The sequence below is a fragment of the Alishewanella sp. d11 genome, assembly GCF_049390205.1.
Lineage (GTDB): Bacteria > Pseudomonadota > Gammaproteobacteria > Enterobacterales > Alteromonadaceae > Alishewanella.
This window is the reverse complement of record NZ_CP186547.1, coordinates 2,763,840-2,781,659: the sequence shown is the minus strand read 5'-3', so window position 1 is coordinate 2,781,659 and position 17,820 is coordinate 2,763,840. Positions and strand designations below refer to the sequence as shown.

Here is a 17,820-nt window from a genome sequence, read left to right as displayed (position 1 = left end):
GCGCTAGCCACCTACAACCAACTGATCTTCTCTGGGTGTTGCACCGTAATCTGCAAGTAATTAAGTATTTTTACCAAGGAATAAATAATGGAACTTAATCCAGCAACGATCAAAATTAAGAATTTGCGCTTACGTACTTATATCGGCATTAACGACGATGAAATTGCGAATAAACAGGATGTAGTTGTAAACGCACGTATTCAATACAGTGCCTTGGACGCAGCGAACTCTGATGATATGTCCAAGGCCCTCAATTACAGAACCATCACTAAACAAATCATCGCATTAGTCGAAAATAATCGTTTTGCTTTACTTGAAAAACTCACGGCAGATGTCTTGGCACTCGCCAGTGCTCATCCCTCAGTCAGTTTTGCTGAAGTGGAAATTGATAAGCCACATGCTTTACGTTTTGCCGACTCCGTATCCCTAACATTATCGATCAATAAATAATGGCTATACTTTAAGCATAGTATCAGTGTCTACAAAGGGTGTTGGCACTGATAGCAAAAAGGGCAACAGCATGAATATTTTGATCACCGGCGGCACCGGCTTAATCGGTAGCGCCTTGACAACATTGTGGCAAACTGAGCACCGCATCTGGATTTTAACACGTAATAAAACTCGGCAAAATACTGAGGCAGTTCACTATATCCAGACCTTATCCCAAGTTGATTTTAATCAGTTAGATGCGGTGGTTAATCTCGCGGGTGAGCCAATTGCCGATAAACGTTGGACAGAAGCTCAAAAGAGGCAGATCTGTGAAAGCCGGTGGCAAGTCACTGAGCAAATAGCGCAATTAATCCAACAAGCTGCTACGCCACCAAAAACCTTTATTAGCGGCTCTGCTATTGGCTATTACGGCCGGCAAGCTAACCAGGAAATTACCGAAGACTACCAGGCTTATTTTCCTGAGTTTAGTCATGATATCTGTGCGCGTTGGGAGAACTTAGCACAACAAGCGAGTAGCGAGAACACGCGGGTTTGTATGTTGCGCACCGGTATCGTGCTGGCAGAACGCGGTGGCGCGTTAAAAAAGATGCTGCCCCCGTTTAAACTCGGTTTAGGTGGTGTAATAGGTTCGGGTGAGCAGTATATGTCTTGGATCCACCTAAAAGATATGGTGGCGTTAATCGACTTTATCCTAAAACAGCCAAGTCTGTCTGGCCCCATAAATGCGGTCGCACCCAAAGCTGTCAGCAATCGCAGTTTCACCGAAACGCTTGCTAAACGCTTAAACCGCCCGGCCCTGCTGCCGATGCCGGCATTTATGGCCAAATTACTCTTTGGTGAAATGTCAGAAATCTTGTTATATGGCCAACGCGTTGTTCCCAAAAAACTACTGGATGCGGGCTTTCATTTCAGCTATCCCCAGCTTGCAGCCGCCTTGGCGGATCTGAACTTATAGTTGAGCGTTTCCCGCGCACAAAAAAGCAGCTTAAGTAAGCTGCTTTTTTCTTTATCAAATCAGGATATTACAACGCTACCCTTGTAAAACGCGACGGATCAAGGTCGCACTGGGCACCCGTAATAATTGCCGTAATTGCCACCACCCTAACAGCGAAACTAATAGCGCGCCACTCACCGGCCCTAACCACCATAAGGTGTAATTAAAACTAAAGGGTAATTCAAACACGCGCTGTTGTAAGGTTAGGAGTAATATTTCTGCTAACACCGTAGCAAATAAGCCCGCTAGCGCCCCTAAGAAAGTAAATTCTAGAATAAGTGCATTACGTAAAAACGCATAACGTGCACCTAGGGTACGTAAAATTGCCAGCTCTTGCTCTCGTTGCTCTAGAGTAGCTTGCACCTGTGCCACTAAGACCAAGGCAGCCGCTAAACCAATAATCACCAGAATAAAGCTCAGCGCCAACGTCACTTGGGCAATAATATCCTGTACTTGCTTGATGATTGCCTCAACGCTTATTACCGTCACCGTAGGCATTTGTCTGGCTAACTGATTCACCAGCTGATAACGCTCAGCATCAATATTAAAAGCCGTAATGTAACTTGCTGGAAAATCTTGTAATACATCAGGGCTTAGGATCATATAGAAATTCGGCTGTAGACTGTTCCAATCCACCTCACGAATACTGCTGACTTGCGCTGAAACCAACTGACCACCAATTGAAAACTGCAACTGATCACCCAGTGAGATGCCAACACGCTCTGCGAGTTCGCGCTCAACCGACACCTCATTACTGCTTTGCGGAGTAAACCACTGACCTGCGAAAATGCTATTGGCTGGGGGTAAATTAGCTAGCCAAGTCAGGTTAAGCTCGCGGCCGATACCGGTTTGCTGTTCAGAACGCTCCTCTTTCGTCGCCTCTTCTCGCATAATTTGCTGATTGAGCTGTACTAAACGGCCTCGCACTATCGGATAAAAGGGCTCAGGTTGTAACTGATGCGCCTTGGCAAACTCGGCAAGTTCCGTACGTTGGCTTTCGCTGACATTCACTAAAAAGTGATTGGGTGCCCCTTCTGGGATTTGTTGCTGCCACTGGCCAATTAATTCCGCCCGCACAAAGTACAATAACAGGGCTAAAAACAGGGCAAGTGAGAAGGTAATTAGCTGAAAGCTGTTCGCCCACAACCGTCGCCTTAGGTTAGCTAACGCCAGTTTACCCGCACTACTTTGGCCTGCAGCCACCGGTTTTGCCGCTTTGACTAACAACGCCGCCACACCAAGTAACAAGACAATAAAGATGCCACAGACTAAAAACAAGCCAATACTAATTAACCATTCACCTGAGAACAGCCACATTAATGCAAACACCGCCACCGCGCCGGTGACAAGCTGCCATTTATCAAAGCTAAAGGTCACCGCAGGTTGCTTTAGTACTTGGATAGCGGGCGTTACGGTAAGCTGCCAAAGGGGTCTGGCAGCAAACAAGCCCGCACAGAGCACACAGGTTAAGCTGCCTAACCAAAGCGGGCGTAAACTCAGCTCAGGCCTAAAGTCGCCGACATAGTGCAAAATGGCAGATTCTGCAGCAAGTAATACCACTTGGCCAGCCAGTAAACCAATCAATAAACTAAACAGTACCACCAAACTGAGGTGACTGGCGTAGATACGCCTTACCTGCGCGGTAGTCGCGCCCAGCGCCTTGATAATAGCAACCGCTTGCACATGGCGTTGGCTGTAGCGATTAGCGGCGACAGCTGCAGCACAAGCCGCTAATACTATCCCTAATAAACCGGCGAGTAATAAAAAGCGTTCCGCCCGCTCTAGGGCGCCACCTATTGCGGATTGCTGATCACGATTACGCCAACGTTGATGCACCGTTAATAAAGGTTTGACTGCCTCGGCAAAGCTGTCTAATTGTGGCGTTGTGCCAGCAAATAAATAGCGATAACCGATGCGACTTCCTGGCTGCACTATGCCAGAGGCGGCTACATCATCTAAATGCATGATAGCCCTTGGCGATCCCCCAAACACACTTAAGGGCGCATCCGGCTCATTGACAATGACGCCAGCGACAGTTAACCGCGCAGCGCCCAGTTCAATGGTATCACCTATCGCGACTTGCAATAAATCAAGCAAACGCGGTTCAAACCAAATCTGGCCGAGTGTTAACTCTCCCACCTCTCCAGCCAGCAAACTGGTAGATCGATGTAAAATGAGCTCGCCCCGTAACGGATAGCTGGAGCTAACGGCCTTAATTGTTGCCAACTGCATCTCTTGCTCGCTAAACAGCATAGAGTCAAATTGCATTTGCTGGGCAGTAGCTAGACCTTGTTGCTCGGCTAAACGGATAATCTCCGGATTAAAAGCTTGCGTAGATCCCAGCACGCGGTCAGCCGCAATAAACTGAGCGCTACGCTGCTCTAAAGCGACTTTCACACTCTGGGTAATACCGCTTAAACTTACTACAGAAAATACCGCCAAAAACAAAGCAAAAGCGATAACCCATAGCTCGCCGCGTTTTAACTCTCGCCAGAATAAGCGCCAGGCAATACTAGCCCACATGCGTTAACTCCTCTGGCTGAATAAAACGCCCTGCTTGCATTTTCAGTTGCCGCTGACAGCGCGCCGCTAGCGCTTCGTTATGGGTAACTAGCACTAAGGTGGTGCCCTGTTGTTTATTTAAATCAAAGAGTAAATCTTCAATTTTTTGCCCTGTAGTCGCATCCAGATTGGCAGAGGGTTCATCAGCAAACAAAATGGCAGGCTGGGTGATAAAGGCTCTGGCGATAGCCACACGTTGTTGCTCACCACCAGACAGCTGAGCTGGATAAAAATCGGCACGTTCAGCTAAACCGACCTGTTGTAATAAACTTATAGCACGCTGTTTCGCCTGCTTATCACCGGCTAACTCTGCGGGTAAGGTGATATTTTCCATAGCCGTTAAGCTGGGCAGTAGCAGAAAAGATTGAAAGACAAAACCAACATAACGGGCACGGATCCCTGCCCGCTCATCTTCAGATAAAAGATGTAATGGCTGGCCTGCTAAGTGCACTTCACCACTACTCGGCACATCTAAGCCGGCTAACAAGCTTAGCAAGGTAGATTTGCCCGAGCCAGAGGCTCCGACAATGGCAACGGTTTCACCCTGATTGATTGTCAGGCTGATATCATGCAGGATAGTCAGTGATCCTTCGCTAACGTTAACCCGTTTAGCTAATTGAGACGCTTTAATATGAATTTCAGGTAATGTAGTCATGCGCATGTTCTTAGTTATTGTAATGTTTTTATTTAGCCAGCCGCTGCTGGCACAAAAGTTAATGATTCTGGGCGATAGTTTAAGTGCTGCCTACGGCTTACAGGAATCACAAGGTTGGCCTGCACTGCTTGCCGAAAAAACCGAGCTTACGCTGATTAACGCCAGTATTAGTGGCGAAACAACCGGTGGCGGTCTTGCTCGCTTACCGGCACTACTGGCACAACATCAGCCAGATTGGGTATTAATTGAGCTAGGTGGTAACGACGGCCTAAGAGGTTTTAATCCCGACTTAATCGCCAATCAGCTCAGAGAAATCATCTTGCTGGTTAAGCAGCATAATGCGGTACCGTTGTTAATGCAAATACGTATCCCTCCTAACTATGGACCACGTTATGTACAACGTTTCACCGATATTTATCCTAAGTTAGCCGCAGAGCAGCAAATTACGCTTTGGCCATTTTTTATGGATGAGATTGCCATTAGGCCGGAGCTGATGATGCAAGATGGTATTCATCCTAATGCCGATGCTCAGCCTTTGATCCGGGATTTTATGTATGAGCTGGTGTCGCAGCTGCAAAGCGACTAGCAATTAGTTGGCGTTGTCTTTTAATGCTTGGCGTCTTTAGCCGCCGGATGCACTAATCTAGAACCTGCGTAACGTTAAGAAACTGCAGATTCAAGCTCGGAGCAACGCCCTTAACTGGGTAGTAATTTTTTCCACCGGCTTTGAAGTTTCTTTTCTAGGATCGCTTCAGCCAAACCGTCAGGCTGCTTGCAGCCGATATTGCACACAAAGACGCCGTAAATACCTCCCTGTAGGCTCCTGTCCGGCATCCATGCCGTACACGCTTTGTTTAGCAATATCGGCTCGCTGCCTGACTGTATTGGTGTTTTTTAACAGATGGCAAACTGGCTTCCTAACAGCCAAGGGCTTAAAAAAATTGATGTACCGTCACGAAACTTAGAAATCAAACGAGGTGGTAAACGCATAGTATCCTTTTTAGGGGACGTGTTTTTCAGGGATGAAAAACCCAAGCGTACAGGGATGTATTCACAGCGGTCCCGCTAAAAAGCGATACGGCGCGTTTAGCCACCGGATGCACTAATCCAGAACCTGCGTAACGTTAAGAAACTGCAGATTCAAGCTCGGAGCAACGCCCTTAACTGGGTAGTAATTTTTTCCACCGGCTTTGAAGTTTCTTTTCTAGGATCGCTTCAGCCAAACCGTCAGGCTGCTTGCAGCCGATATTGCACACAAAGACGCCGTAAATACCTCCCTGTAGGCTCCTGTCCGGCATCCATGCCGTACACGCTTTGTTTAGCAATATCGGCTCGCTGCCTGACTGTATTGGTGTTTTTTAACAGATGGCAAACTGGCTTCCTAACAGCCAAGGGCTTAAAAAAATTGATGTACCGTCACGAAACTTAGAAATCAAACGAGGTGGTAAACGCATAGTATCCTTTTTAGGGGACGTGTTTTTCAGGGATGAAAAACCCAAGCGTACAGGGATGTATTCACAGCGGTCCCGCTAAAAAGCGATACGGCGCGTTTAGCCACCGGATGCACTAATCCAGAACCTGCGTAACGTTAAGAAACTGCAGATTCAAGCTCGGAGCAACGCCCTTAGCAGGGTAGTAATTTTCTCCACCGGCTTCGAGGATCACATCCTTGTGCCCACTCAGCCTGCGCAGCATCCATGCTGCTGTTACAAAAATTCTACCGCAGCCAAGGGCTTAAATGAGATTAGTGAGCAATCGGGCCAAACAAGAAAAAAACGAGGTGGTAAACGCAGTATCCACACCGATTTATGACGATTAAGATTTTCAAGAGAAGAAGTGTAAGGATAGATGGCGTCCCCTAGGGGATTCGAACCCCTGTTACCGCCGTGAAAGGGCGGTGTCCTAGGCCTCTAGACGAAGGGGACGCACTGGAAATTGGTGGAGCTAAGCGGGATCGAACCGCTGACCTCTTGCATGCCATGCAAGCGCTCTCCCAGCTGAGCTATAGCCCCGATGTATCTCGCAATATCGAGTCTGGGATAAATAGCCACTTCAGTAAGTGGCGTCCCCTAGGGGATTCGAACCCCTGTTACCGCCGTGAAAGGGCGGTGTCCTAGGCCTCTAGACGAAGGGGACATAACAGTGTGATGCATGACTGAATTGGCGTCCCCTAGGGGATTCGAACCCCTGTTACCGCCGTGAAAGGGCGGTGTCCTAGGCCTCTAGACGAAGGGGACGCTGTAACAGTCTGAAAAGTGTGAGATTTAGTGGCGTCCCCTAGGGGATTCGAACCCCTGTTACCGCCGTGAAAGGGCGGTGTCCTAGGCCTCTAGACGAAGGGGACGCAATAAAATCTTGGTGGAGCTAAGCGGGATCGAACCGCTGACCTCTTGCATGCCATGCAAGCGCTCTCCCAGCTGAGCTATAGCCCCACACTTTTCTGTACCAACAACAAGCAACGCTTATCGCTGAACACGGGGCGCATTCTAGGGGTGTGCCTCAAAAGTGTCAACAGTTTTTTATGCACACCAATTCGTTAGAATAAAATTTAACCTAAGCGCCCTGTCCTATCAATAAATCACAACATAAGCACTAAACCAAGTTTGCCATACAGCTACGCCAACCATCAAAATAACCACGGCAGCAATAATGTAAGGCCAAGCACTAGGTTTTTCTGCAAAAGGATCGACCAAGGCTTTTTTGGATCCTTTGGGCAACGTAGCTAAGTTGGTTAATGCCGCACCAAAAGGCACATTAATCCTAGCTCGTGTATTGACAGCCCAACCATTAGCATCCAATAAGGGACCAAGGTTGCGTCGACGCAGCGTAAGATAAGCAATAATCATCGAGGGCGCAGATACCACTAAGACCAACGCGATTAATACCAACGGAATTTGCCACCAAGCTAACTGAAATAACCCAGAGACTATTGCCGCGAGCGCCGTACCCATCGCCCCTACAGCTAAACCAAAAGCAGCGAAAATACCGGCAAATTTAGCAATATCAAAATTACTGGCAGTTGGTGCTCCAGCCGTTGTTTTAGCTTCAATGTCCTTATCGCGTGATGCAGCAAACTTTTGTACTTGCTGCTCAATAAAGGCCGCAATGCGGCGGTAAGGTGTCCAAAATGCTTGTCGAATACTGACAGGTTGCACCACTACTTTAGTAACACTGGCTTTCCAATCACGCCCTTTACGGTCGTAGAATACCCCATTACGTCCAGCAACCATCAGCTCGTCAACATCACCACCCGTTAAAGCAGCGACAATATTAAGCGGTGCCTCGCCTTGGCGGGTACAAGTACAATAAATCAAATAGCAGCCGCTGAAGGGGGCCATGGTAGCGTGGCGAGCAACATCGTTAACTTGCAACACCAGATCACAGCTTCGCTGGTCTATAAAGAGTGTACCTGCTTGAAAGATAGCTTTCTGTTTACCTTGATAGAAATCACTAAAGCTCACAAAATTTCTTAGCAACGTAACAAGGTCGCGCTGATAACGTACTAATTTTTCCAAAGCATGTAAATTATTGGCAAAAGTACAAGCAGCCAGATCCTCGGCAATTAACGCTTCTAATTTAGTTGGTAAATCGCTTGCTAAAAACTGCTGCAACTGCGTTAAACTCAGCTCATGTACTGCGGTATCAGGACGCGCAGCCATCCAATTACGCCATGCTGCGAGCTGTGCTGATATATTCTGCCATAAGGTTAAACTTAATTCGGTACAAGCTTTACCGAGCAAAGGCGTGAGCACCTTGTCAGCAAACTCTTGCATCCTACTCGCCCATGCTGGGTTTATGCCTTGGTTAAGTACTAAAATACTGTCAGTTGTAATCGCCGAAAGCGGTAAAGCTGCAATATCGCTATCCGCTTTAGCAATCACTTTGTTGGCAAGATTGTCGTATACTGACGTAGCAGGATTAAGATTTTGCACCGCTTTTCCATCAAAAGCTGCTAATTGACAACGCAAAAAGTAATCGTCTATTTTGGCTTGAACTTGTTCAAAAACGCTAACGGCAGCGGCGGTTTGATCTGCTAATGGGCACAACGTCACTTGACTCGCGTCGAAAGCGGCATGCCAATCAACAACACTTTGAGCCTGAGCCAAAAACTGCTGTAAACTGTCTTTGTTAACGCCAGTAACCCCACTACGATCAGCCAGACCGCCCTGTGTATTTAAAATAGCCGTGATAAATTGTTGTAGCTCGGCGTCAGTTGTCAGCTCAGGGACCACAACACCATCACCATTAAAGTGATTTGCAGCAAATAAACAACTGGTATTCAGTAAATCTGCAACCTGAATAGACTCTTCTGCTGTTTTTCCCGAGTAACGTAATACTTGTTCAGCCGCATTTCTTATTCCTGCGCCTTCATCATCACTATCGGTAATCGCAGCTAATGGCAAGCCAGGCTGTGCAAACATCAGATTAAGATCCGTTAAACGTTCACAACTCCATTTTACCGCTGCAAGAATTTCTGGTACCCGGATTTGACCATCTTTATCTTGGTCTAGCATTACTAAGGTTGCACTATCAAACTCTAAGCCGGTAGTCGGACAATTTAACACCGTCCAAAGTTTAGGATCTAATTCGCCAAGGTGAAGTAAATCGGCTGGTGTGGCAATACTAACTTGATCAAATCCGCCTGAGCGAAAGAAACGCCATTGATGTGTGGTAGTAGTAGACAAGTTTCGGCTCCATGAGACTAAAGTGAGGTAAACCCAGCATAATGCAGTGCCAAGTCGCTTGTCATGCTTTAATGCAAAAAAAGTACGAAAGGACGTGATCTGTATGATTTTGGGGACTAAATTTAATCTCACATCCTTAAAATGACAGCGTTGTCATTGATGATTATATCTGCTACATTGCACACAAAAATACGATGTTAATTTAGCGGAGAGCCTGAAAATGCAAGTTGTAATAAAAGCAGATGCAACAGCGGTAGCAGAGTATGGAGCAGCGATTTTTATACGCCAGATCATGCAAAAACCTGATTCCGTATTAGGCTTGGCAACTGGCTCAACGCCTGTTGCCTTGTATCAGCAACTGATTAGCGCTTACAAGGCAAAAAAAATTAGCTTTAACCAAGTTAAAAGCTTTAACTTAGATGAATACCTTGGGCTTGCACCAGAACATCCGCAAAGCTACCGCTTTTTCATGCAACAACAGCTGTTCAATCATATCGATATTCTGCCTGAAAACACTGCAGTGCCTGAAGGTGCCGCAGCTGATCCTTTACAAGCTTGTCAGGATTATGAGCAGCGTATTGTCGAAAGCGGCGGTATTGATTTGCAATTACTAGGCTTGGGTCGCAATGGCCATATTGGTTTTAACGAGCCATCATCGGGTTTGCGCTCTCGTACCCGTATTAAAACCCTAACCAAAGAAACCATTGCCGATAATGCCCGTTTTTTTAGCGCCGACGAATACCAACCACACTTATCTATCACTATGGGCATTGGGACTATTTTAGATGCTCGTAAGGTGATCTTACTGGCGACTGGCGAAAGTAAAGCCGTAGCCGTAAAAGCGATGATCGAGGGCCCGTTAAGTGCTAGTTGCCCTGCATCTGCCTTACAATTACATCAAAATGTAGTGGTGGTAATTGATGAAGCCGCCGCAAGTCATTTAGAAAATATCGCGTTTTACCGACATATTGAGCAGGAAAATGAACAGCTGCTTGCGCGCTTAGGGAAAGCTTAAGGCATAGCGCAACCTAACGAATCAATCTTTTGTCTTCGAGCTGAAATAATAAAGAGGGAGCAATCCCTCTTTACTCTTAAACAAGATACCAATATTAAATTTTAATAAAAATCTTCTGGCGATATAGCCAGTATGCTAATAACCAAAAAAGCCCAACATGGCATAGCGCAAACAGCAGAGAAGCGAATTCAGCGGGTAATAACAAAGCAAGTTGTTGAAAAGCCCAGTCATATAAACTTACGCTGTGACCTGCCTGTTGCCATACCAGAAGCTTTGCCGCAGTTACCGCCCACAGCCAAGACAGCATGTAAATAAACAAGGGGTTGGCACCAAAATGAATCAATCCTTTTGGCCAGTTTTGCTGTTTAATATCCATACTCAAAATCAAAGCGGCTAATAGTATTAGTGTTAAGCCCGTGGAGAAAACCACATAGCTCCCAGTCCACAAGGGTTTATTAATTGGCCAAAACCAATGTAACAACAATCCTACAGCAGTAAAAAGCAAACCAAAACGTGAAAGCAATTTTGCAGACTGTGGCGGAGTTAGGGGGCGGATCTTAATCGTAAACAAATAGCCCAATAACACGGAGCTTATTGCGGGCAACGAACTGAGCAAGCCTTCAGGGTCAAAAGGCTCACCAAAACCTTGGAACAAATGCGCGGCACCAAATATCCAAAGATCAAGTTGTTGCACCACATTACCAGACAGTACAGCAGCGCCTTGAACAGAGAACAGCGTTAATAGCAACCAATAGAGTAGTAGCAATAACAAGCTCATTATCCATAATCGTTTTATAGAGAACAGCGTAACTAATACCGCCGTTATGCCATAACACAGGGCGATGCGTTGTAATACCCCAGGGATACGTAGCTCAGCTAAAGGTTGGGTGAACGGAAAGCTATGTAGCAGTAGACCGCAAGCAAACATAAGTAAGGTGCGCTTTAGAATTCTCGCGTAAAGCGTCAGGCTGGGTTGCACATTTTGCATAGAAAACGCCATGGCCGAGCCTACCGCAAATAAAAATAGCGGAAACACCCAATCAGCCAAGGTAAAGCCATGCCACGGGGCATGTAAAAGGGGTGAATACACATAAGACCAGGAACCCGGTGTATTCACCAAAATCATTAGCGCAACCGCTAAGCCGCGTAGCGCGTCTAGCGCTAACATGCGGCTTGCGGCAGGCGTTACTTGCTTGACCATGAACTTAACTTATGGCCTTTGAATGCATAAAAAAGAATAAATAAATAACAAGGCAATAAAATCCAATACGCGGATTGGCTATTACCAGAGGTTTCAGCAAGGTAACCGTAACCCAGCGGTAAGATTGCTCCACCAGCAATCCCCATAATTAGCATGGCAGAGCCGGTAGCTGTTAGTTTGCCTAAGCCAGCTAAAGCCAAAGGCCAAACGGCTGGCCACACTAAGGCATTTGCTAAACCTAATAAGGCAACAAAAAATACCGAATCAGGAACCGTAGGAATGCCCATCCAGCCAAAAGCAATCAGAGATAACTGCTGACTTTCGGTAGAGGCAAACATCACCCCTAAACTAAATAACAGACCAAAGATTGCCGATAATTGTAACGCTAAGGTCTGTGATAAATAGCGCGGGATCAGCAGTACCCCTAAAATATAACCAATAACCATAAAGCTCATGGTATAAGAGGTCAGGATAGCAAAATGCGCCACACCTAATTGACTACCATATAAACCAATGGTGTCACCTGCAATCACTTCAACGCCTACGTAACAAAACAGCGCAACAACCCCTAACACCAGTTGTGGATAAGCCAAGGCGGCTTTAACGTAACCCTTACTGCTTGCTTCCTTACCCTCTTCTTGTGGTAACTCTGGCAATGGCGCAAACCAGATAAATACAGCAAGTAGCAGCAGGACAATCGTCATATAAACATAAGGAACGACTAAGCGCGCAGACAGCTCTGCTAATTGGATCTGACGTTCGACATCACTTAACACGGCTAACGCTTCTGCAGAAAATTGATCAATATCGCTTAAAACCATAGCAGCGAATACCACCGGCACAATAATACCCGCAGCTTTATTGACCAACCCCATGATACTAATGCGCATGGCGGCACTTTCATGTGGGCCAATACAAACAAGATAAGGGTTGGTTGCCGTTTGCAAAATGGTTAAACCCGAACCCAAAGTAAATAATGCCAATAAAAACAACGGATACCATGCGCTTTGTGCTGCAGGAATAAATAGCAAAGCGCCAACAGCCATGATCAATAACCCCGCCAACATGCCTTTTTTATACCCAAGAATATTGAGCAAAAATGACATAGGTAAAGCCATCACCGTATAGGCAATGTAGAACGCAAAGGTGACCAATAGCGCTTGAAACTCATTTAACTCGCAAACGATTTGCAAAAATGGAATCAAAGCCCCGTTTAACCAGGTCACAAAACCAAAGATAAAAAATAAGATACCGATGATCAACATAGGTACTAGCGTCGACGAACGACTTGTTGGACTGAGTACTTTTTCCATAACGCTTCCTGTCAATTTATTGTTTTAGTTTGGTGTTTTATCAAAGCGAGATTGCCCTGCGATCCAGCAATCTTGCACTGACCAATCGTCATTAAGTAGCACGGCATCTGCGGCAAACCCCGGCAATAATCGCCCACGTTGCTGGGCAATACCTAAAGCTTCAGCGGGATAAAGCGACGCCATTCGTAGTGCTTCTTCTGCACAAACAGCTAATTCGGTAACGGCATAGCGAACTGCCGCAGCCATATCCAACACCGAGCCGGCTAATGCGCCAGCTTCGTTAGTTAATTTATTACCCTCACGGATGACTTTGCCGCTAAAAAACGCAAATTCCGTATCGGTAGTTCCAACTGGCGACATGGCATCCGTCACAATAATGGCTTTACCTTTAGGCTTGGCTAATAAGGCTAACTTAGCCGCCAGCGGATGCATATGTAGACCATCTAAAATCAGACCACACCAGCTATGCGCATCGGTCAAGGCAACACCGACCATGCCCGGCTCACGCGACGTTAAGGGTGACATAGCATTATAGAGATGGGTAAAACCACAGGCACCAGCAGCTAAAGCTTGCTGCACCACCTTGGCCTCAGCGTTAGAGTGGCCTAACCACACTTTTACACCGGCGTCAGTTAACAAGCGGATTTGGGCTGGACTGACATTTTCAGGCGCAACCGTTAATAAACGAATACCCAGATCGGTTCTTAAATAAATCGCTAACTCAGCGTCACTTAGTTCCCGAATATGTTGCTCAGGGTGCACGCCTTTTTTAGGTACAGCGAGATGTGGCCCTTCAAAATGCACCCCGATGATACCTGGCACACCATCTTGAATAGCCTGCGCAATGACATTGGCACTTTGCTGCATCACCTGTAAATTATCCGTAATTAACGTTGGCAACATCGCAGTAGAACCAAACTGGCTATGCGCTTGCATCATCGTTTGCAAAGTATTGATGCTTGGGGCATTGTTAAATAACACGCCCCCTCCACCATTGACCTGTAAGTCGATAAACCCCGGCGCTAAAATACCGGCACGCACTGGGCCTTGGGCAGGTCGAATATGTAAAATCTGGCCTTGGGTAATCTCAAGTTCTACATTATCCAACCAGTTTTCGCCATCAAACAAGCGCGCAACTGCAATAATTTCTGTCATAACATGACCTTAGATGATTGTTCTGAGCTTAATGCTTGCTGCTGCGCAAACTTGGCAAACCATACAGCTCCCAGCTCAGGCGGCTCTGCTGCAGCAACGACTAATGCTTGCACATCCGCAGCTAAATAAGGAAATATTTTTGGTGCTAACCCACCAATCAAGGTAAGAGCTGGGGGATTAATCGACATTAATCTTTTGGCAATGGCATTAATGTGGGCGGCACCTTCCGTAATAATCTCTTGTGCTTGTGCATCGCCCTGCTCTGCTGCAGTAAAGACTAACGGCGCCAGCTTGGCATACTCTGTTGCCGAAACATGCATAAAATGGCTGGCTAAATCAATAGCACCGACTAAACCTAGTTGCTGCTGGAGTAATGCGGTCATACGAGTCTTGGGTAAGAGCCCATCTAAACTTCGTAATACGCGTTGTAATAGTTGCAAACCAAACCAGGCGCCACTGCCGCTGTCACCATAAGGAAAACCATGGCCGCCAACTTCAAGTACCTTGCCATCTACAGCAGCTAAACCACAAGAACCCGTGCCACAAATAATCACAGCGCCATTTTTGCCCTGATGCGCTCCCATACAGGCTGCATGCAAATCGCTGGTAAGATAAAGGGCAGCAAAGGGATGTTGCCAAGCACTAAAAATCCGATGATATTCAGGAATATTCACCCCTGCTAAACCTGCGCCAACAATAATGTTTGCTAAGGCGCTCTTTGGTAATTCAGCTTCAGCTAATGCTTGATAGGTGGCATCAAGAATTGAGGCTTGTGCGACCTCCATGCCACGTAATGGGTTAGCAGGCCCCCCTAAACCGTGGCCAATTACTGAAAATTGCGCGTTGGTCAATACCACGCGACATTTACTACCGCCACCATCAATCCCCAAATAGTAATGTTGGTTTTCGGTCGTTATGCTTGTCATCAGCACTCCTTCACTTGCTGTTCTGCTCGATATGCTTGTCACGCTTGTTGCCGTAAGCAAAACCCCAGTAAGATACAATTTTACTTGACATAGCTTGAGGGCTTTGCGAAATTGACAGCGTTGTCATTTTTATTTCAGCATATCGTAATTACAGTAAATAACAAGAGCCTTGTTTAAAACAACGGCATTTTTTTCAGCAACTGCGGAGATTTCTGCAAATGAGAATATTTAAACCCCTTATTTTATTGAGTTTCTTAAGCAGTAGCGCTTTTAGTCAAATTAGCAATCAAGCAGAGCTAAACGAATTTACCCAACAAACCAGTCTTTGGTTTAGCACCACAGATAATCTATTAGCGACCCCCGCAACCTTTAGCGGACAAATAGAGTTAATTAACCAGTCCAGCTTACCCTTAGCAGCGGGAGAAAGCGATTGGGCGATTTATTTTCATCTAATACGTAAAATAGACAGTAGTATTAGCCAAGGATTAAAAATTGAACATGTGCAAGGCGATCTGCATCGTATCGTACCGACCGCTGACTTTACAGGCTTAGCCGCAGGCGCAACCCTTAACATCCCTTTTATCTCTGCGCCTTGGATGATTAGTTACAGCGATTTTATGCCACGCGCCTTTATGGTGAAACCGGGTTTAACCCCAGCAATTTTTGCCAATACCGATACTGAAGACTGGCATAAATTTGTTAGACCCTTAACCACCAGAAATCAACTGCTTAGAAATATTGATCAAGGCGATTTATATCCAACAGTGACCAATGCTTCGCGTTTTAACAAACACCAGACAGCAGAACAGCAACTAAAAAACGAATATGCTCAAGCTGCAACAGAGGCTGTTGCCTTACGAATTATTCCTAAAGTACAACAACTTAACCAAAAACCGGGCGTCACTCAATTGGATGCTAGCTGGCAATTAGTTGCCACGGCTACGCTACAAGCAGAAGCCGAATACCTGCAACAACAACTGCAGCACTTAGGATTAGCGCCTTTAGCAGCACAAACAAAACCAGCCGCGAAAGCCATTGCACTTAACATCGATACTGAGCTTAATGGCGCTGAACGTTATCAATTACGAATTAGCCCTGATGCCATCCAAATCATCGGCTCAGATAGTGCTGGAGTGTTTTATGGCATCCAAAGTTTATTGGCCTTAGTGCCTTTAACCGAGCCTCAAACCGTCGCCACGCAGGGCGTAACCTTACCTAATGTGCAAATTGATGATGCACCTCGCTATCATTGGCGTGGTATGCACTATGATATGGGACGTAATTTTCATGGTGTTGCCGTGACCAAGGCGCTGATTCAGCAAATGGCTCGCTATAAGTTAAATAAATTACACTTGCATTTAACGGAAGACGAGGGCTGGCGTTTAGAAATTCCCGGCTTACCCGAGCTGACCGAGATTGGCGCTGTACGTTGCTTTGATCTTAGCGAACAACAGTGTCTACTCACCCAATTAGGCAGTGGCCCTCATCGGTCAGGCTCTGGCAATGGCTATTACAGTCGAGCTGACTTTATCGAAATTTTAACGTTTGCCAAACAGCATCATATTCAGGTGATCCCTGAAGTCGATCTGCCTAGCCACGCCCGCGCTGCCATTAAAGCGATGGAAGTGCGTTATCAGCGTTTAAAAGCAAAGGGACAAATCGAAGAGGCCTTACGTTATCGCTTAACGGAGGATAATGATTTATCCAGTTATCTAACAGTGCAAAACTATAATGATAATGCGGTGAATGTTTGTCTTGCCTCAACCTATAACTTTATTGATAAAGTGCTGGCGGAATTGCAACTGATGTATCAAGACGCTGGCTTGCAATTAGAAATTTTCCATATGGGCGGCGATGAAGTGGGTAAAGGCGCGTGGGAGCAAGCTCCCGCTTGTCAGCAGCTGATTGCTAATGATCCTAAGGTCAATTCAGCTAAAGACTTCAAGCCTTATTTCATTAACAAGGTAGCAGAACTCACTAACCAAAGAGGCCTCGCCATGGCCGCTTGGGAAGATGGCTTAATGGCCGATAAGCAAACGCCGTTTGCGCGATCACAATTTAATAATGAACGCGTTATTGTCAATGCTTGGGATAACATCTGGGAATGGGGTTATGGTGATCGCGCCTATGTATTTGCTAACCAAGGTTACCAAGTGGTGCAATCAGCAGGTACCAACCTGTACTTTGATCATCCGCAGGAAGCCCATCCTGAAGAGCGCGGTTTTTACTGGGCCACCCGCTATAATGATACGGAACGCGTATTCTTTTATCGGCCAGACCATCTCTATCATAATGCCGAGTTTAAACGCGATGGCACACCGATCACGGATTTAGCGGCACTATTAGGCCGCCCCCTACCCGCGCTAGAAAAACCTGAAAATATGTTAGGGATCCAAGGGCAAGTGTGGAGTGAAACCATTCGCACTGCTGAGCAGCTTGAACAAATGATTTATCCACGCTTATTGGCATTGGCTGAGCGTGCATGGCATAAGGGGCAATGGGAGCCAAACAAAAGCAGTCGCGCAGCCTCGGCTGACTGGATCAGCTTTGTCAGCCGTTTGACTGGAGTAGAACTGTTACGACTGCAACAAAGTGGCAGTCTGCATTATTTACCGCCACCCGGTGCAATCTTAAAAGAGGGTTATTGGCAGCTCAGCCAAGCTTGGCCCGGGCTTACGCTGGAATATAGTGTGGATAATGGCCAACACTGGCACACCTATACAAAGCCGATTAGCGCAAAACAAGCCGTCTTGATAAGAGTGCGTCTTGGTAAGGTAACTAGCCGTATTGAGTCATTACAACCTTGATAATGCTGCTATTCTACTTTTAAACTTGTTAGCCCGGCTGGCGTTTAACCTTGCGCA

General features: G+C 46.3%; 12 protein-coding genes and 6 tRNA genes. 5 read left to right on the top strand and 13 right to left on the bottom strand.

Annotated features, from left to right (window positions below; translation table 11 throughout):
* Positions 1 to 87 precede the first annotated feature (87 nt).
* A complete protein-coding gene (folX, locus tag ACO1PK_RS12675) occupies positions 88 to 450 on the top strand; it encodes a dihydroneopterin triphosphate 2'-epimerase (RefSeq protein ID WP_423185971.1) in 363 nt (120 codons plus the stop codon).
* Positions 451 to 520: 70 nt separating this feature from the next.
* Positions 521 to 1,405, top strand: a complete 885-nt coding sequence (locus tag ACO1PK_RS12670) for a TIGR01777 family oxidoreductase (protein WP_423185970.1) — start codon at positions 521 to 523, stop codon at positions 1,403 to 1,405.
* Positions 1,406 to 1,480: 75 nt separating this feature from the next.
* Here ACO1PK_RS12670 and ACO1PK_RS12665 read toward each other — a convergent pair whose 3' ends face one another.
* Together ACO1PK_RS12665 and ACO1PK_RS12660 are read right to left on the bottom strand one after the other, a co-directional pair.
* Complete coding sequence (locus ACO1PK_RS12665) at positions 1,481 to 3,967, bottom strand: ABC transporter permease (protein WP_423185969.1); 2,487 nt, start codon at positions 3,965 to 3,967, stop codon at positions 1,481 to 1,483.
* Entirely contained in the window at positions 3,957 to 4,661 is a 705-nt protein-coding gene (locus ACO1PK_RS12660) for an ABC transporter ATP-binding protein (protein ID WP_423185968.1), read from the bottom strand. The genes ACO1PK_RS12665 and ACO1PK_RS12660 overlap by 11 nt, the downstream gene beginning before the upstream one ends.
* Here ACO1PK_RS12660 and ACO1PK_RS12655 point away from each other — a divergent pair.
* Positions 4,660 to 5,247: an arylesterase gene (locus ACO1PK_RS12655; protein WP_423185967.1), complete on the top strand. Its 588-nt coding sequence runs from the start codon at positions 4,660 to 4,662 to the stop codon at positions 5,245 to 5,247. The two genes, ACO1PK_RS12660 and ACO1PK_RS12655, sit on opposite strands and share 2 nt — an antisense overlap.
* Before the next feature lie 1,263 nt (positions 5,248 to 6,510).
* Here the strand turns inward: ACO1PK_RS12655 and ACO1PK_RS12650 are convergent.
* From ACO1PK_RS12650 to ACO1PK_RS12620, 7 genes are all read right to left on the bottom strand, one after another.
* Positions 6,511 to 6,586: transfer RNA gene (locus tag ACO1PK_RS12650), tRNA-Glu, on the bottom strand.
* Positions 6,587 to 6,597: 11 nt separating this feature from the next.
* Positions 6,598 to 6,673 (bottom strand) — tRNA-Ala (locus ACO1PK_RS12645).
* A gap of 48 nt (positions 6,674 to 6,721) precedes the next feature.
* Positions 6,722 to 6,797, bottom strand: a tRNA-Glu gene (locus tag ACO1PK_RS12640).
* A gap of 25 nt (positions 6,798 to 6,822) precedes the next feature.
* A tRNA-Glu gene (locus ACO1PK_RS12635) sits at positions 6,823 to 6,898 on the bottom strand.
* A gap of 31 nt (positions 6,899 to 6,929) precedes the next feature.
* A tRNA-Glu gene (locus ACO1PK_RS12630) sits at positions 6,930 to 7,005 on the bottom strand.
* 12 nt (positions 7,006 to 7,017) lie between these two features.
* Positions 7,018 to 7,093, bottom strand: a tRNA-Ala gene (locus ACO1PK_RS12625).
* Positions 7,094 to 7,231: 138 nt separating this feature from the next.
* A complete protein-coding gene (locus ACO1PK_RS12620) occupies positions 7,232 to 9,346 on the bottom strand; it encodes a hypothetical protein (RefSeq protein ID WP_423185966.1) in 2,115 nt (704 codons plus the stop codon).
* A gap of 220 nt (positions 9,347 to 9,566) precedes the next feature.
* On the opposite strand from ACO1PK_RS12620, the gene nagB reads away from it, so the two are divergent.
* On the top strand, positions 9,567 to 10,361 hold the full coding sequence (gene nagB / locus ACO1PK_RS12615; protein ID WP_423185965.1) for a glucosamine-6-phosphate deaminase: 795 nt from the start codon (positions 9,567 to 9,569) through the stop codon (positions 10,359 to 10,361).
* A 94-nt stretch (positions 10,362 to 10,455) separates the two neighbouring features.
* Here nagB and ACO1PK_RS12610 read toward each other — a convergent pair whose 3' ends face one another.
* The 4 genes from ACO1PK_RS12610 to nagK are packed head-to-tail and all read right to left on the bottom strand — an operon-like array spanning position 10,456 to position 14,956.
* Positions 10,456 to 11,562 (bottom strand): acyltransferase family protein, encoded by a 1,107-nt coding sequence (locus tag ACO1PK_RS12610; RefSeq protein ID WP_423185964.1) that lies wholly within the window; start codon positions 11,560 to 11,562, stop codon positions 10,456 to 10,458.
* Positions 11,547 to 12,875 (bottom strand): sugar MFS transporter, encoded by a 1,329-nt coding sequence (locus tag ACO1PK_RS12605; RefSeq protein ID WP_423185963.1) that lies wholly within the window; start codon positions 12,873 to 12,875, stop codon positions 11,547 to 11,549. Before ACO1PK_RS12605 ends, ACO1PK_RS12610 begins: the two co-directional genes overlap by 16 nt.
* Before the next feature lie 24 nt (positions 12,876 to 12,899).
* Positions 12,900 to 14,030 (bottom strand): N-acetylglucosamine-6-phosphate deacetylase, encoded by a 1,131-nt coding sequence (gene nagA, locus ACO1PK_RS12600; protein ID WP_423185962.1) that lies wholly within the window; start codon positions 14,028 to 14,030, stop codon positions 12,900 to 12,902.
* A complete protein-coding gene (gene nagK, locus ACO1PK_RS12595) occupies positions 14,027 to 14,956 on the bottom strand; it encodes an N-acetylglucosamine kinase (RefSeq protein ID WP_423185961.1) in 930 nt (309 codons plus the stop codon). The genes nagA and nagK overlap by 4 nt, the downstream gene beginning before the upstream one ends.
* Before the next feature lie 218 nt (positions 14,957 to 15,174).
* Here nagK and ACO1PK_RS12590 point away from each other — a divergent pair, with 218 nt between their 5' ends.
* Positions 15,175 to 17,763 (top strand): family 20 glycosylhydrolase, encoded by a 2,589-nt coding sequence (locus ACO1PK_RS12590; RefSeq protein ID WP_423185960.1) that lies wholly within the window; start codon positions 15,175 to 15,177, stop codon positions 17,761 to 17,763.
* Positions 17,764 to 17,820 lie beyond the last annotated feature (57 nt).

Excerpts from the sequence above, each read along its gene's own strand:
- ACO1PK_RS12670 (WP_423185970.1), top strand. The coding sequence starts at position 521 with ATGAATATTTTGATCACCGGCGGCACCGGCTTAATCGGTAGCGCCTTG.
- nagK (WP_423185961.1), bottom strand. The coding sequence starts at position 14,956 with ATGACAAGCATAACGACCGAAAACCAACATTACTATTTGGGGATTGAT.
- ACO1PK_RS12605 (WP_423185963.1), bottom strand. The coding sequence starts at position 12,875 with ATGGAAAAAGTACTCAGTCCAACAAGTCGTTCGTCGACGCTAGTACCT.
- ACO1PK_RS12590 (WP_423185960.1), top strand. The coding sequence starts at position 15,175 with ATGAGAATATTTAAACCCCTTATTTTATTGAGTTTCTTAAGCAGTAGC.
- ACO1PK_RS12655 (WP_423185967.1), top strand. The coding sequence starts at position 4,660 with ATGCGCATGTTCTTAGTTATTGTAATGTTTTTATTTAGCCAGCCGCTG.
- nagB (WP_423185965.1), top strand. The coding sequence starts at position 9,567 with ATGCAAGTTGTAATAAAAGCAGATGCAACAGCGGTAGCAGAGTATGGA.
- ACO1PK_RS12610 (WP_423185964.1), bottom strand. The coding sequence starts at position 11,562 with ATGGTCAAGCAAGTAACGCCTGCCGCAAGCCGCATGTTAGCGCTAGAC.
- nagA (WP_423185962.1), bottom strand. The coding sequence starts at position 14,030 with ATGACAGAAATTATTGCAGTTGCGCGCTTGTTTGATGGCGAAAACTGG.
- ACO1PK_RS12665 (WP_423185969.1), bottom strand. The coding sequence starts at position 3,967 with ATGTGGGCTAGTATTGCCTGGCGCTTATTCTGGCGAGAGTTAAAACGC.
- ACO1PK_RS12660 (WP_423185968.1), bottom strand. The coding sequence starts at position 4,661 with ATGACTACATTACCTGAAATTCATATTAAAGCGTCTCAATTAGCTAAA.
- folX (WP_423185971.1), top strand. The coding sequence starts at position 88 with ATGGAACTTAATCCAGCAACGATCAAAATTAAGAATTTGCGCTTACGT.